Genomic DNA, 15,085 nt, shown 5'->3' on the forward strand with positions numbered 1-15,085 from the left:
TGTGGGCAAGCGCGAGAACGGATTTTTCGCGCTCTTCCCTCAACGAAGCCATGCGGCTATCGGCTGTAGGCGATGCCCACATCGAAGGATCCCGCCCCCTATCAACCCACGCCGATGATGGCGCAATATCTCGCGCTCAAGGGAGAGGCTCAGGATTGCCTGCTCTTTTACCGGATGGGGGATTTTTTCGAACTGTTCTTCGACGATGCGAAGGCGGCGGCGGCGACGCTCGACATCGCGCTCACCAGCCGGGGCGAACATGATGGCGCGCCGATCCCGATGTGCGGGGTGCCCGTGCACAGCGCGGAAAACTATCTGGCCCGGCTGATCAAGGCAGGGCATCGCGTCGCGATCGCCGAACAGACCGAAACCCCCGCCCAAGCCAAGGCGCGCGGGTCCAAGGCGTTGGTCGGACGCGCCATCGTCCGATATGTGACGGCGGGCACGCTGACCGAAGAAACATTGCTCGATTCCCGGCGCGACAACATGCTGGTGGCGATTTGCCAGACCGGCGGCGAAGGCGCGGGCGAATATGGCATTGCCGCCGCCGACATTTCGACCGGGCGTTTCGAAACGCTGATGCTGCGCGCGGGCGACCTGCCCGCTGAATTGGCCCGGCTGCGCCCCAGCGAAATCGTGATGCCAGAAGGCCTGGGCCTGGACCTGCCCGAAGCGCATCCCTTCGATCGTGCCGCCTTTTCAAGCGGCCGGGCCGAAGCCGCGATCAAGCGCCTGTTCGGCGTCGCCACGCTGGACGGCTTTGGTCAGTTCTCTCGCGCGGAACTGTCGGCGATGGGCGGGCTGCTGAGCTATCTGGACCATGCGGGCAAAGGCACCCTGCCCTTCCTGGCGCCGCCCATGCGCAAGGCGAGCGGGGCGCATGTCGCGATCGATGCGGCAACGCGCGAAAGCCTGGAAATCACCGCGACGATGAGCGGCGCGCGCGCGGGCAGCCTGTTGGGCGCGGTCGACCGCACGGTCACGGGGGCCGGGGCGCGGCTGCTGGCGCAGGATCTTTCCGCGCCATTGATGGACCGGGCCGCGATAGAAGCGCGGCTGGGGCTGGTCCAGCTGTTCCACGACGATCCGTTGCTGCGCGACCAGTTGCGCGCGGCCCTGCGCGCCCTGCCCGACATTGGGCGAGCGCTGGGGCGGGTGGCCATCGGTCGGGGCAGCCCCCGCGATCTGGGGCAATTGCGCGACGGGCTGGGCGAAGCGCGGCTGCTGCGCGAAAGGCTGGCGCGCTTGTCCGGCATGCCGCCGCTGCTTGCGCAACTACTGCCCGCGCTGGATGGTCATGGCGCGTTGGTCGATGGCCTTTCGCGCGCGCTGGTGCCCAGTCCGCCGACCGAGACGGCCAGTGGCGGCTATATCGCCGACGGTTACGATCCCGCCCTGGACGAACTGCGCCGTCTGGCGGGCGACGGACGACGGGCCATCGCGGCGCTGGAGGCGAAATATCGCGAGCAGACCGGCATCGCCAGCCTGAAAATCCGCCACAATGGCGTGCTGGGCTATCATGTCGAGGTTCCGGCACGGGCAGCCGACCCGTTGATGCAACCCGACAGCGGCTTTACCCACCGCCAGACGCTGGCCGGGGTTGTCCGCTTTAATTCGGTGGACCTGCATGAACAGGCCGGGCGCGTGTCGCAGGCAGGCGCACATGCGCTGATTGCCGAAGCGTCGCATCTGGAAGAACTGATTGCATCCGTGCTGGACCGGAAGGCCGAGATCGCGCTGGCCGCAGACGCGCTCGCGCGGCTGGACGTCGCCGCCGCTCTGGCCGAGCGCGCGGCGGAAGGCGGCTGGGCGCGGCCCCATTTCCTGGCCGATGATGGCGAGGGTCCCTGTCTGGAGATTGTCGGCGGTCGCCATCCGGTGGTGGAAGATTCGCTGCGCCGCGATGGCCAGCCCTTCATCGCCAACGACTGCCGCCTGGGCGATGCTGACCGGCTCTGGCTCGTCACCGGTCCCAATATGGGCGGTAAATCGACATTTTTGCGGCAGAATGCGCTGATCGTCCTGCTGGCGCAGGCGGGCGCCTATGTCCCGGCACAGTCGGCGACGCTGACCCTGGTCGACCGTCTGTTCAGCCGGGTTGGGGCATCGGACAATCTGGCGCGCGGCCGTTCGACCTTCATGGTCGAGATGGTGGAAACCGCCGCGATCCTGTCCCAGGCGACCGAACGCAGTTTCGTAATCCTGGACGAAGTGGGACGCGGCACGTCGACCTATGACGGTCTGGCGATCGCCTGGGCGGTGGTGGAGGCGGTGCATGAGATCAACCGTTGCCGCTGCCTGTTTGCGACCCATTATCATGAGCTGACGCGGCTCGCCGAAACGCTGCCGTCCCTGTCGCTCCATCACGTCCGCGCGCGCGAGTGGAAGGGCGATCTGGTCCTGCTGCACGAAGTGTCCGAAGGCCCGGCGGATCGCAGCTATGGCCTGGCGGTCGCGCGGCTGGCGGGGTTGCCGACCGCCGTGCTGAAGCGCGCCAAGGATGTCCTGTCCCGACTGGAAGCGGGGAAGGCAAAGACCGGCGGGATCGCCGCGGGGCTGGATGACCTGCCGCTGTTCGCCGCCGCCGCGGCCCAGGACGAGGAAAAGGCCGATCCGCTGCGCGCCGCAATCGACGCCATCGACGTGGACGCCCTGTCGCCGCGCGAGGCGCTGGATCAATTATACCGGCTGAAACAACTGGCCGCAGCGTCGGGCGAGGACTAGATTAGAGTCATGGTCATGCAGTTCCCCACATTGGGATCGCGCCGGGCGATCATCGACCGCCGCGCTATTTCCGACAGCATCAACGCCCTGGCGCAGGACCATCGAGGCGACACGATGAAGCTGCGCGGATTGATCGTGAAGGAACTGAAAGGCGCGCTGGACGAAGGTCGGCTGGAAGTCGCCCGTCGGCTTGACGCGAAGCCGACCAAGGGGCGGGAGGCCGTGAGCGCCTTTGCCTTTCTGATCGACCAGATATTGCGCGTGCTGTACGACGCGACCACCCATCATCTTTATCCCGCCAGCAACCGCAGCACGGGCGAACGGCTGGCCCTGTTGGCCGTGGGCGGATATGGCCGGGGCGAAATGGCGCCGCACAGCGACGTCGACATCGCCTTCATCACGCCATGGAAGCCGACCGGGTGGACCGAGCAGGTCATCGAATCCATGCTCTATTCGCTGTGGGACCTGGGTCTGAAGGTCGGCCATTCCAGCCGGTCGCTGGACGAAACGATGCGCATGGCCAAATCGGACCTGACCGTGCGCACCGCCTTGCTGGAGGCGCGCTACATCTGGGGCGATCGCGCCCTTTACGAAGAATCGGCCAAGCGGTTCGACGCCGAAATAATGCAGGGCACGGCCCGCGCGTTCGTGACGGAAAAGCTGGAGGAACGCGACGAGCGACATCGCCGGATGGGCGACAGCCGCTATGTGGTCGAACCCAATGTCAAGGAAGGCAAAGGCGGGCTGCGCGACCTGCACACGCTGTTCTGGATCGGCAAATATGTGAACCGCGTCCGGTCCGTCGCGGACCTGGTCGATGTGGGCCTGTTGACGCAGGTCGAACTGCGCCAGTTCCAGAAGGCAGAGGATTTCCTGTGGGCGGTGCGATGCCATTTGCACATGATCACAGGGCGGGCCGAAGACCGTCTGACATTCGACCTGCAGCTGGAAACGGCGACGCGCATGCACTTCACCGGACGGCAGGGCCGGTCCGGGGTGGAGCGTTTCATGCGCTATTATTTCCTGAACGCGAAAATCGTCGGCGACCTTACCGCCGTGTTCCTGGCGCATCTGGATGACCAGCTGGGCGCGAAGGGCCGCCGCTATATCCCGGCGATGTTCCGTCGTCCCAAGAAGCTGGACGGGTTCGTGCTGGACCGGGGGCGCCTTGCCCTGCCCGACGACGATTTCTTCAAGGCCGACCCCGTCCGGTTGCTGGAAATATTCGCCGTCGCCGACCGTCACGGGCTGGCCATCCATCCCAGCGCGATGCGGACGGCCAGCCGGGACGCTGGCCTGATCACCGCGAAGATCAGGCGCGACCCGCGCGCCAATGCCGCATTCATGGATGTGCTGACATCGCCCCGCGACCCCGAAACGGTGCTGCGATGGATGAACGAATCCACCGTTTTTGGCCGTTTCGTCCCCGATTTCCGCCGCGTCGTCGCGCAGATGCAGTTCGACATGTACCATCATTATACGGTCGACGAACACACGATCCGCGCCGTGGGCCTGCTGGCCAAGATTGAAAAGGGCGATCTGGCGCAGGATCACCCGCTGATGACCACGCTGATGGGCAAGCTGATTTCGCGGCGAGCGCTGTATGTTGCGGTGTTGCTGCACGACATCGCCAAGGGTCGTGGCGGCGATCACAGCGTCCTGGGGGCGGAGGTCGCCGAACATCTGTGCCCGCGCCTGGGCATGACCGCCGCCGAAACGGAAACGGTCGCCTGGCTGGTCCGCTATCATCTGCTGATGTCGGCCACAGCGTTCAAACGCGACCTGGCCGATTACAAGACGATCCTGGATTTCGTGGAGGTGGTGCAGAGCCCTGAGCGCCTGCGCCTGCTGCTGTGCCTGACGGTCGTCGATATCCGCGCGGTTGGTCCGGGCGTTTGGAACAGCTGGAAACGGCAATTATTGTCCGACCTATATGAGGCCGCCGAAGAAGTGCTGCGCCTGGGTCACAAGCAAAAGGGCCGGAGCGAGCGGGTCGCCGCCAAGCAGGAGGCGTTGCGGCAAGCGTTGGGGCTGACGGCAACCGACTTTGCGGCGCTGGCCAAGCGGCTGCCCGAATCCTACTGGATTGCCGAGCCTGAGGACATATTGATCCACAATGCCCAGCACATACTGGCGTCGACCGGGTCCCAGCTGTCGATCGCGGCGCAATATTATCCGCAGCGAGGCGCGACCCTGATCACCGTCTATGCCGCCGATCATCCGGGCCTGTTCTACCGTATCGCGGGCGCAATCCATCTGGCAGGCGGCAACATCATCGATGCGCGCATCCACACCACGCGCGACGGCGTGGCGGTCGACAATTTCCTGGTGCAGGACCCGTTGGGCGGCGCTTTCCACAGCCCCGACCAACTCACCCGCATCCGCAACGGCATCGAAGACGCCCTGTCGAACCGCCATCGCATGATCACGAGGCTGGAAGCGCGCCCCCTGCCCCGCACCCGCGCGGAAGCATTTCGCATCGAACCCAATGTTCTGATCGACAACAAGGCGTCGAACAGGTTCACCGTGATCGAAGTCAACGCCCGCGACCGCCCTGCCCTGCTGTTCAGCCTGGCCAACGCGTTGTTCCAGTCCAAGGTGACTGTCCACAGCGCCCATGTCGCCACCTATGGCGAGCGGGCGGTCGATACTTTCTATGTGACCGACCTGCTGGGCGGGAAGATTGAGAGCAAGGGGCGATTGCAGACGCTGGAGCGCAGGATGCTGGAAGCGGCAGGCGGCGGTGTTAATGAAACGCTGGAGCGGGCCTAGCTGATTTCCATCACGTCGCCCGGCGCGAGCAGCGGCAACAGCTTCAGCATGTCAGCCCGCTCCACGGCGACGCAGCCAGCGGTGGGCCGCCCTTCCGACAGGTGGAAGAAGATCGCGCTCCCCTGCCCCGGCACCGGTGGTGCGTCATTATGGCCCAGCACGACGATCACGTCATAGGCATCATCATCGCGCAGCAGCGATTCGGCTGAAAATGGGCGCGGCAACTGCACTGGCCGATTATAGGCAGGGTCAGCCGGATCGTCCGACCAGCCGTCCCCTTCCCTGATCCAGCGCCATGGCAGCCGGATGCCATCGGGCGCCGCCCTGCCCGGTCGCAGCAAGACGCCGCGCACCGGCCAGGACCCCAGCGGCGTGCAGCCGTCGCCTTCCCGCTTGTCCACCGCAGCGCAGACGCCGCCCCGACCGATGGTGCAGGGCATGTCGATCGCGCCGAAGCGGAGCCTGCCGGCTGCGCAATCGACGCGGATCGCCGTCACAATTGATGTCCCGTGCGGTCGCGCTTGGTCGCCAGATAATGTTCATTATGCGGGTTGGCGGGCAGGATGATCGGCAGGCGTTCCGCCACCTTGATACCTGCCGCCTCCAATCCCGCGACCTTGTTGGGATTGTTGGTCAGCAATCGCACCTGAGCCACGCCCAGCAGGTCCAGCATTCGCGCCGCCACCGAAAAATCGCGCGCGTCGATGGCAAAGCCCAGCCGGACATTGGCGTCCACCGTGTCGAAACCCTGGTCCTGCAAGGCATAGGCGCGCAGCTTGTTGATCAGGCCGATGCCGCGCCCTTCCTGCCGCAAATATAGCAGCACACCCCAGCGCGATCCTGCAATCTGGTGCAGGGCCTGATGCAATTGCGGTCCACAATCGCATTTCAGGCTGCCCAGCACATCGCCGGTCAGGCATTCGCTGTGCAGGCGAACAACCGGCAGGGAATCGTCGCGCTTGCCGATTACCAGCGCGACATGTTCGCGCGGTTCATCGGGACTGCGGAATGCGACGATTTCCGCCGTTTCGCTGGTGGATACCGGCAGCCGCGCCCGTGTTGCGATGGCCAGGTGCGAGGCATCGTCATAGGCATCGACATCTTCAGCGGCGACTTCCGCTTCGCTGGCGCCGGTGGAGGTCACGAAAAATGCGGGCAATATTCCGGCAAGCCGCGCGAGTTTCAGGCTGGTCTTGGCGGCGAGCGGGGCAGCCAGCGGCTTGGCGGAGAACGGCCCCTTCAGTGGTGACGCGAGATCCATCACCGGGTCCGCGATCGTCATCGCAACATCGCCGTCGATCCATGGCGCACGGGCAATCAGCACGGGCATGTCGGGATCAGCGGCGGCGAGCTGGTTTGCCAGCTTCAAGGTTTCGCCCCGCGCAGCCGCGATCAATATGTCCGCTTTGGCGGTCGGGTCGAAATCGGACAGGGTTACCGCGTCCGCTCCTTCGACCGCCATTACCCGGATTGCGCCATCGGCGGCGCTGACCGTCACCGCCCAGCCCCGTCGTAGCGCGTCAATGGCGCGAGCAGCGGCGCGCGCGCCCATCAGAAAGCGAATTCCGTGATGATCGGGATATGGTCCGACGGCTTGATCCAGCCGCGCGCGGGTTCGACGACACGGTGGCTGATCGCCTTGTCCGCCACGTCCTGCGTCATCCACATATGGTCCAGCCGCCGCCCGCGATCCGATTCCGCCCAGTCGCGGGCGCGATAGCTCCACCAAGTATAGAGCCGTTCAGGCGCGGGGTAAAATCGGCGGCCAATATCGACCCAATCGTTCGAATCCTGCAGGCGCGCCAGGATTTCGCATTCGATGGGGGTGTGGCTGACGACATTCAGCAGTTGCTTGTGGCTCCACACGTCGCATTCCATCGGGGCGACGTTGAAATCGCCGGTCAGGATGGTGGGCTTATCCTCCAACTGTGAGGACCATTCGATCATCCGTTCAAGAAAGTCGATTTTTTGGCCGAACTTCGGATTGACGGTGCGATCCGGCACATCGCCGCCGGCGGGCACATAGACATTTTCGATCCTGACCCCATTGTCGAGCCGCACGCCGACATGACGTGCTTCGCCATTGGCCTGCCAGTCGAGCCGGTCATCTTCCCACATCGGCACCTTGGAAAGGATCGCGACGCCATGGTGCATCCGCTGACCGTTCAGCACCTGATGCTGATAGCCCAGCTGGCGGAAATGCGCGGCGGGGAAAATGTCGTTCACCACCTTGGTTTCCTGAAGACATAATATGTCCGGCGCTTCTTCCCTCAGGAAATGTTCGACGATGTCGAGCCGGGCGCGAACGCTGTTGATATTCCAGGACGCGATGCTGAGTGTTTGCGGCATAAAGGTCCACTAGGACCCTGCGGCGAGCGGTGCAAGCTGCGGCAGGTTCACGCCCTCAATTCCACGGCGACGAAGTTGTGGCGCATCCACAAAGTAAGACCCCCGCTCCGGGGGCATGGAACGGGGGTCTCGATCGCGCCCTTGAAGCGCTTCGCGGAGAGAGTGAGTTCCGGGTAACAGGGGGGAAATCCCGGTCTTCGTCCCTCGCCGTGGACTTCCTATTAGGGGTCCTCATATGAGCGGCAGATGAACAATGCCGACGGTTTTTCCGTCCATCGCGCAGATGGAGCGATTCACCCTCCCGCAGCGCGGCCCTTTGGCCGGGGATCATTCCAGCGGAAGGTAGAATCGGACACCGGCACGCCATAGGCATGGTTGGAAAGCCGCACGGACGTCCGGTTATTCTGCGAATCCAGCGCGACCCATCCATAAAGCTGAAGTCCTGCCGGGCCGGACGGATCACGTTTGAAGATCATGGTGATCGTGCCGAATTCGGGACGACGCGGATCGCGCGCCTGCACGCTCAGCACCGACGGATCGCCGGTCTGAACGACCTTGCCGAATTTCGACAGGTCCTTTTTCGGATCGATCAGCGCGCCGAGCGGCGAATTGCCGATGGGCCAGCGCTGGACCTGCCGCACTTCATAATCGATCATGGTAAGCGCCTTGCCGTCGCCGACGATCAGCAGGGGGACGCCCTTTTGATACTGAAAGCGGATCTTGCCGGGCTGCTTGATCGTCAGCTTACCGCTGAGTGTCTGGCCGTTGCGATCGGTCTGGGTGAAATCAGCCGTCATCGTGGTGACGCCACGAATATAGGCGTTGACCCGGTCGAGCTGCTGGGCTTGCTGAGCGGCGGCGGTAGCCACCGGCAGCAGCACAGGTGCAGCGGCCAGGGCCATGATCAGGGGCGCTACGATGCGCTTCATGCAGTCTTCTCCGCTGTTGTTCTGATGATTTACCTAACGGGCGGGGTTTGAACCCGCTCTGAACTGTCTCGTTCCCTTTGAGACAGGTTTGGCGCGAAGAGCAACTCTGTTGCGCCGCCGCCGTCCTTCTGGAACAGACGGCGGCAAAGCAAAAAAAAGGCCGGTCCGAAGACCAGCCTGAAAAGTTTTAGGAGAGGATGCCTGAAAGGCAGGTCCCTTTTCCCTGATTCAGCTTCCCGTCGCAAATGCGAAAGGGGCGTTCACGATTGCGCTTTTTGCAATCAATGAAACGCCCTCGTTCATTTTCCCTTAAAGTGGGCTTCCATTCTCATCGCGCAGCACCTCGCGCCGCCCGACATGATTGGGGGGCCCCACCAGACCTTCTTCCTCCATGCGCTCGATTAGGCGGGCCGCGCTGTTATAGCCGATGCGCAACTGGCGCTGCAGCCAGCTGGTCGATGCCTTTTGATTTTCGAAAACCAGCTGACAGGCCTTGCGGAACAGCTGGGCGTCCGGGCTATCGTCGCCCAGGTCGACGCCATCCAGCGCGAAGCTGCCTTCCTCCGGCTCTTCGGTGACGGCGGCGATATAGTCGGGCTGTCCCTGGGCGCGCCAATGATCGGCGACCAACCGGACCTCATCATCCGAAACGAAGGGACCATGGACGCGCATCAGCCCCTTGCCGCCATGCATGTAGAGCATGTCGCCCTTGCCCAGCAACTGTTCGGCGCCCTGTTCACCCAAGATGGTGCGGCTGTCGATCTTTGATGTCACGAAGAAACTGATGCGGGTCGGCAGGTTCGCCTTGATGACGCCGGTGATGACATCGACCGACGGGCGCTGCGTCGCGAGGATCAGGTGGATGCCCGCCGCCCGCGCCTTTTGCGCCAGACGCTGGATCAGGAATTCCACTTCCTTGCCCGCCGTCATCATGAGGTCGGCCAGCTCGTCCACGACCACCACGATCTGTGGCAGCGGCTGGAAATCCAGCTGTTCCTCTTCGTAGATCGGCTTGCCGGTTTCGGGGTCGTAGCCGGTCTGGACGCGGCGGCCCAGCGGCTTGCCCTTGGCCTTCGCCGCCCGCACCTTTTCATTATAATTGGCAAGATTGCGGACGGAGATGGACGCCATCATGCGATAGCGATCCTCCATCTGTTCCACCGCCCATTTGAGCGCGCGGATCGCCTTGTTCGGTTCGGTGACGACGGGCGACAGGAGATGCGGGATGTCGTCATAGGTCGACAATTCCAACATCTTGGGATCGATCATGATCAGGCGCAGCTGGTCCGGCGTCATGCGGTAGAGCAAGGACAGGATCATGGCGTTGAGACCGACCGACTTGCCCGAACCGGTCGTACCCGCGATCAACAGGTGAGGCATGGGCGCCAGGTCGGCGATGATCGGTTCGCCGGAAATATTCTTGCCCAGGATGATCGGCAGGGTCGCGTCCTGCCCGAATTGTTCCGACGTAACCAGTTCGCGAAAGGACACGCCTTCGCGATTGGCGTTGGGCAGTTCGATGCCGATCACGGTGCGACCGGGAATCGTCGCCACGCGCGCAGAAAGCGCCGACATGTTGCGGGCGATGTCGTCGGCCAGCGCGATCACGCGGCTCGCCTTGATGCCGGGCGCAGGTTCCAGTTCATACATGGTGACGACGGGGCCGGGACGCACCTCGACAATGTTGCCCTTCACATGGAAGTCGTCGAGCACGCTTTCGAGCAGCCGGGCGTTGCGCTCCAGCGCGGCCTTGTCGATTTTCTGCCCCTGACTGGCGGGAATGGGATTGAGAAGATCGGCTGAGGGCAGCGAGCTGTTGCCGAACAGATCGTCCTGCGACACGGGCGCCATCTGCCGCTGGGCAGGCGCGGGTCGGGGCGTCTGGATATTGATGGGCGGCTTGGGTTCGCTAGTCACCGCGCGGCGGGGTGCGATGACGCGGTCTTCGACGTCATCATCGTCGTCAGCGTCGGACTGGGCAGCTGCGGATGCGCTCCCTGTCAGGGCAAAGCTGGGCCTGGGCAGGTTGAGTTGCGGCAATGTTGGACGCCGCAGCGCGATGATCGGCTTTTCCAGCGCCAGGCTGCGATACCAGATGAAAAAGCCGCTGATCAGCATCAGGACGATCAGGATGCCGGTGATCCAGCCCTGCGCCGCCGGAGCCTGCGCGGTAAGGCTGCGAACGCCGCTGGCCGTCGCCAGTCCCACCAACCCGCCCCAGCCCGATGGCAGGTCGATCAGGGAATCAGGCTGGAACATCGCCAGCCCGATGCTGACCATGGCTATGCCCAGCAGGCATTTGCCGAATTGGGCTTTCCAGTCGGCCATGTCCTGATCGCCCCACAAACGGCGGGCGGTGATCGCCAGCAACGGCAATATGAGTGCGACCGGCACGCCCAGCAGGGTCAGGAGCAGAGCGGACACCCATGCACCGGGCAGACCCATGATATTCTGGACGTGATTGTCGGCCACGGTCATCATCGAAGGGTCGCTCAGCCGAAAGCTCAGCAGCGCGAGCGCCAGGAACAACGTCGCCAGCATCAGCGTGATCGCGCTGATCAAAGCTCCGCTTCGGATCAGGCTGCGTTTCAGCATTTCGCGCCATTCCGGCGTGCGCTTGGCTCCGCGGCTGACAGCCATGGCTTAAATGTCCCCCAAATGTTCCGGTTTTGCACAATGCGCCGAGCGGGGAGTCCCCGTCAAGAGTCCGGCCGAACGGCTCGTCTTGCCCCGCCTGCCCGGCTTGCCGCCCCGATCGCCATAGGCAGCGATCAGGCATCCCGCGATGATCAGCGCCGCCCCCGCGACGGTGGCGAATGTCAGCCGTTCCCCAAAGATCAGCCAGCCCAGAATCGCGGCCCAGATGAAAGCGCTATATTCCACCGGGATGAGATATTGCGCCTCCGCCCGCGCATAGGCCCATGCGAATGCCGCGAGTGAGGTGAAGGCGAGGACGGTGGCAAGCAGGATCAGCAGCCAGGCGTGCAGTTGCGGCACGATCAAACCGGCGGCGAGGGCAGCGACGGCAAGGCCAGGCTGGCCCAGCAAGGCGATCAGGGGCGAGGGAGCAAGCCAGCTGACCAGCGCTGCGGCAGAAAATAGTCCGAGCATCACCAGATGCTGGAAGAAGGCGATTTCGATGGGCGAGGCAAGTTGCGCCTGCTGCCTTTGCAGGATGAGGTTCCAGGCAAAGAGCAGCGCCGACAGCAATACCGCGACCGCGCCGGGCAATGCATCCGCCCCATAATCGCCGCTCATCCGTCCTGAAAGGATGACGGCCACGCCTACGAGTCCCAATAGCGACGCGCCGACAGCCCGCCGCCCCACTTTTTCCTTCAGCAGGAGGGCGGCGAGGTAGAGTGCGACCAGCGGTGCGATGAAGGACAGGGCAATGGCTTCGGCCAGGGGCATGCGCATGATGCCCCAGAAAAACAGGCTGGCCATCACCGTCACGACCGCTCCGCGTAGCAGATGGAGCCGCAGCACCTGTGTCGACGGCCAACGCTGCCGCGTCAGCAGCATCAGGGAGACGCCCAGCACCGTGCCCGCCAGCGATCGCCAGAATAGCGCGTTGAACAGACCGATGGAAAGGCTGAGCCCCTTCATCACCGTGTCCATCACCGCAAAGAGGGCAACCGCCACGCAGCATAGCGCAAAGGCAATCGCGAACGGACGATGTGCGGGCGTGGACAGGGTATCGGACTGGGACGGAGCATCGAGCGGGGGCACGAGAGACGGCGGCCTTATTCCGCAGCGTGCGCCCGGCCTGCGTCGGTTGATTCCGCTTCCATCTTCGCCGCTTCGATTTCGGCGGCCTTGGCCTCCACCAGCTGCACGATGTGATCGATCATGCCTTCGTCCTGCACGACATGGTCGGTGACGCCGGACAGGTAGACCATATGCTTGCCCGCGCCGCCGCCAGTCAGGCCGATGTCGGTTTCGCGCGCTTCGCCGGGGCCGTTGACGACGCAGCCAAGCACGGACAGCGACAGGGGCGTGTGGATATGTTGCAGCCGTTCCTCCAGCGCCTGCACCGCGCGGATGACATCGAAGCCCTGACGCGCGCAACTGGGACAGGAAATGACCTTGACCCCGCGCGTGCGGATGCCGAGCGATTTCAGGATTTCATAGCCGACGCGCACCTCCTCCTCCGGTTCAGCTGAAAGGGAGACGCGGATCGTGTCGCCGACCCCGGCCCAGAGCAGATTGCCAATACCGATCGCGCTTTTCACGGTGCCGCCGATCAGCCCGCCCGCTTCGGTAATGCCCAGATGCAGGGGACAGTCCACCGCTTCGGCCAGTTGCATGTAGGCGGCGACCGCCAGGAATACGTCGCTGGCCTTCACCGCGACCTTATATTCGTGGAAATCCTGATCCTGCAGCAGCTTGATATGGTCAAGGGCGCTTTCGACCAGCGCTTCGGGGCAGGGTTCGCCATATTTTTCGAGCAGATCCTTTTCCAGGCTGCCTGCGTTGACGCCGATGCGTATGGCGCAACCATTCGCCTTGGCCGCATCGACCACTTCCTTGACGCGTGCGGACGATCCGATGTTGCCGGGGTTGATACGCAGGCACGCCGCGCCCGCGTCCGCCGCTTCCAGAGCGCGTTTATAGTGGAAATGGATGTCCGCGACGATCGGTACGCGCGCTGCGCGGACGATCTGCTTGAGCGCGGCGGTCGATTCTTCATCCGGGCAGGACACCCGAATGATGTCGACGCCCGCTTCTTCACAGCGCCGGATCTGATCGATCGTCGCGCGCGCGTCGGACGTCAGCGTGTTGGTCATGGTTTGCACCGTGACCGGCGCGCCACCACCCACCGGAACGTTGCCGACCATGATCTGGCGGCTGGGCCTGCGGGCTATGTCGCGCCAGGGGCGCAGGCCGGGATTATGATCGGACATGGAAAATGGGGCTCCAATATGATGAGGCCCCTATAGAGATATATGCCGCCGGTTAAAACCGCGCCGTGACCGATGCGGCAAGCTGATCAACATTGCCGCCAGCCCGTGACCGGGTCGTCGTCGTCACGGCAGCGCCGCCCGCATAATAATGGTCAGGACGGTTGATCGTCACGGACTGAATGAAATTATGCGCATAGCTGAGGTTCAGCGCCAGGGAGGGCGACAGATTCCAGGTCGCTCCGCCCGAAAGCCAGACCCGATCACCATCAGGCACGCGCGTGGTCAGATATTGCGGATTGGTCGGCGTGCGGTCGAACATCGTGCCCGCACGCAAGGTCAGCCGTTCGCTCACATCATATTCGCCGCCCGCGCTGACGCTGTAGCTGTCGCGATAGCGCACCTGCTTGACCGATGTGCCGGTGCCCGACCGGATGGTGATGGCCTGAAACACCGACCAATTATACCAACGCGCCGTCACCATCGCCCGTGCGCGCGGCGTCAGTCGACGCGTGACGCTGGCCGTGGCGATGTCGGGAAGGCTAAGGGGCGCGACCAGGTCCGACGTTCCGTTAAGGGCCGCGAGCGGTCCCTGCAGGTTTGAAAGCGTCGCCAGCCCTTCGATCCTATGTTTGATGCCCGACCGATAGTGAAGCCCGAACTGGGTGCCACCAGCATGATAGAACAGCCCGGCGTTCCAGCCGATCGACAGGTCGTCGCCCTTCATCCGGGCCAGTCCGTCGGTGGCGACGGGCGACAGATTCGGCAAGGCGTTGGTCAGCACCACCTTTACATATTGAACGTCCACGCCGCCGCCGATCGACAGGTTTTCGGTCAGGATGAAGGCAGCGGAAGGTTGAACATTATAGGTTTTAAGTTCGGTGTGGAGGGAGTCATAGCGCCCGAAAAAGTCTTCATCATAGTCCAGCTTCAATCCAAACGGCGCGGTTACGCCGACGCCCAGCCACAGGCGGTCGGTTACTTGCGCGGTAGCATGGAAGCTGGGGACCGCGATCAGGCTGGCGAAGGGCTTGCCGCCAGAACCGCCGCTGACGGATATTTCGCCGGGCGCGCCGGGCACCGTTCTGGTCGTACCAAGATCATTTTGCCGCGCGGTGACGGACAACAGCACTCCGCCTGTCGATATTTGCACGCCGGGCAAGGCGGTCATGCCAGCAGGATTGAAATAGACAATCGATGGATCATCCGCCGCCGCCGCGCCGCCGGACAGCGCCCGGCCCGTTTCCATGGGCGATTGTTCCTGCAGATAGAATCCGCCTGCCAAGGCCGGAGCGGGCATCATCGCGATGACCATGGGCAGCAGGCTGGCGATAGAACGGCGACGCAGGAACATGAGAATCCTCTTCAAGTCTGATCTGATGCCGGCGCTGCGCCGGACCGGGATTTTGA

Annotated in this window: 10 protein-coding genes; 2 read left to right on the forward strand and 8 right to left on the reverse strand. The window is 63.7% G+C overall.

Annotated features, from left to right (window positions below):
- The first annotated feature begins 72 nt into the window (after window positions 1–72).
- Together mutS and ACI3KQ_RS03490 are read left to right on the forward strand one after the other, a co-directional pair.
- A complete protein-coding gene (gene mutS, locus ACI3KQ_RS03485; protein WP_404954825.1) occupies window positions 73–2,724 on the forward strand; it encodes a DNA mismatch repair protein MutS in 2,652 nt (883 codons plus the stop codon).
- Between the two features lie 9 nt (window positions 2,725–2,733).
- The gene (locus ACI3KQ_RS03490; protein WP_404954827.1) at window positions 2,734–5,496 is read left to right on the forward strand and encodes a [protein-PII] uridylyltransferase; all 2,763 of its coding nucleotides are present in this window, start codon (window positions 2,734–2,736) and stop codon (window positions 5,494–5,496) included.
- Here ACI3KQ_RS03490 and ACI3KQ_RS03495 read toward each other — a convergent pair.
- The 8 genes from ACI3KQ_RS03495 to ACI3KQ_RS03530 form a co-directional block, all read right to left on the reverse strand.
- On the reverse strand, window positions 5,493–5,993 hold the full coding sequence (locus ACI3KQ_RS03495) for a L,D-transpeptidase (protein WP_404954829.1): 501 nt from the start codon (window positions 5,991–5,993) through the stop codon (window positions 5,493–5,495). The two genes, ACI3KQ_RS03490 and ACI3KQ_RS03495, sit on opposite strands and share 4 nt — an antisense overlap.
- Window positions 5,990–7,048, reverse strand: coding sequence for a GTP cyclohydrolase II (ribA, locus tag ACI3KQ_RS03500; protein WP_404954831.1), 1,059 nt, complete (start codon window positions 7,046–7,048; stop codon window positions 5,990–5,992). Before ribA ends, ACI3KQ_RS03495 begins: the two co-directional genes overlap by 4 nt.
- On the reverse strand, window positions 7,048–7,845 hold the full coding sequence (gene xth / locus ACI3KQ_RS03505; protein WP_167302554.1) for an exodeoxyribonuclease III: 798 nt from the start codon (window positions 7,843–7,845) through the stop codon (window positions 7,048–7,050). The genes ribA and xth overlap by 1 nt, the downstream gene beginning before the upstream one ends.
- A gap of 293 nt (window positions 7,846–8,138) precedes the next feature.
- Complete coding sequence (locus tag ACI3KQ_RS03510; protein WP_404954834.1) at window positions 8,139–8,774, reverse strand: LolA family protein; 636 nt, start codon at window positions 8,772–8,774, stop codon at window positions 8,139–8,141.
- A gap of 309 nt (window positions 8,775–9,083) precedes the next feature.
- Window positions 9,084–11,414: a DNA translocase FtsK 4TM domain-containing protein gene (locus ACI3KQ_RS03515; protein WP_404954836.1), complete on the reverse strand. Its 2,331-nt coding sequence runs from the start codon at window positions 11,412–11,414 to the stop codon at window positions 9,084–9,086.
- Between the two features lie 3 nt (window positions 11,415–11,417).
- Window positions 11,418–12,392 (reverse strand): DMT family transporter, encoded by a 975-nt coding sequence (locus ACI3KQ_RS03520; protein ID WP_404954972.1) that lies wholly within the window; start codon window positions 12,390–12,392, stop codon window positions 11,418–11,420.
- A gap of 125 nt (window positions 12,393–12,517) precedes the next feature.
- Entirely contained in the window at window positions 12,518–13,678 is a 1,161-nt protein-coding gene (gene ispG, locus ACI3KQ_RS03525; RefSeq protein WP_404954839.1) for a flavodoxin-dependent (E)-4-hydroxy-3-methylbut-2-enyl-diphosphate synthase, read from the reverse strand.
- A 52-nt stretch (window positions 13,679–13,730) separates the two neighbouring features.
- Complete coding sequence (locus tag ACI3KQ_RS03530) at window positions 13,731–15,029, reverse strand: OmpP1/FadL family transporter (RefSeq protein ID WP_404954841.1); 1,299 nt, start codon at window positions 15,027–15,029, stop codon at window positions 13,731–13,733.
- Between the last annotated feature and the right edge of the window lie 56 nt (window positions 15,030–15,085).

This window comes from Sphingobium sp. ZW T5_29 (assembly GCF_044987515.1).
Taxonomy (GTDB): domain Bacteria; phylum Pseudomonadota; class Alphaproteobacteria; order Sphingomonadales; family Sphingomonadaceae; genus Sphingobium.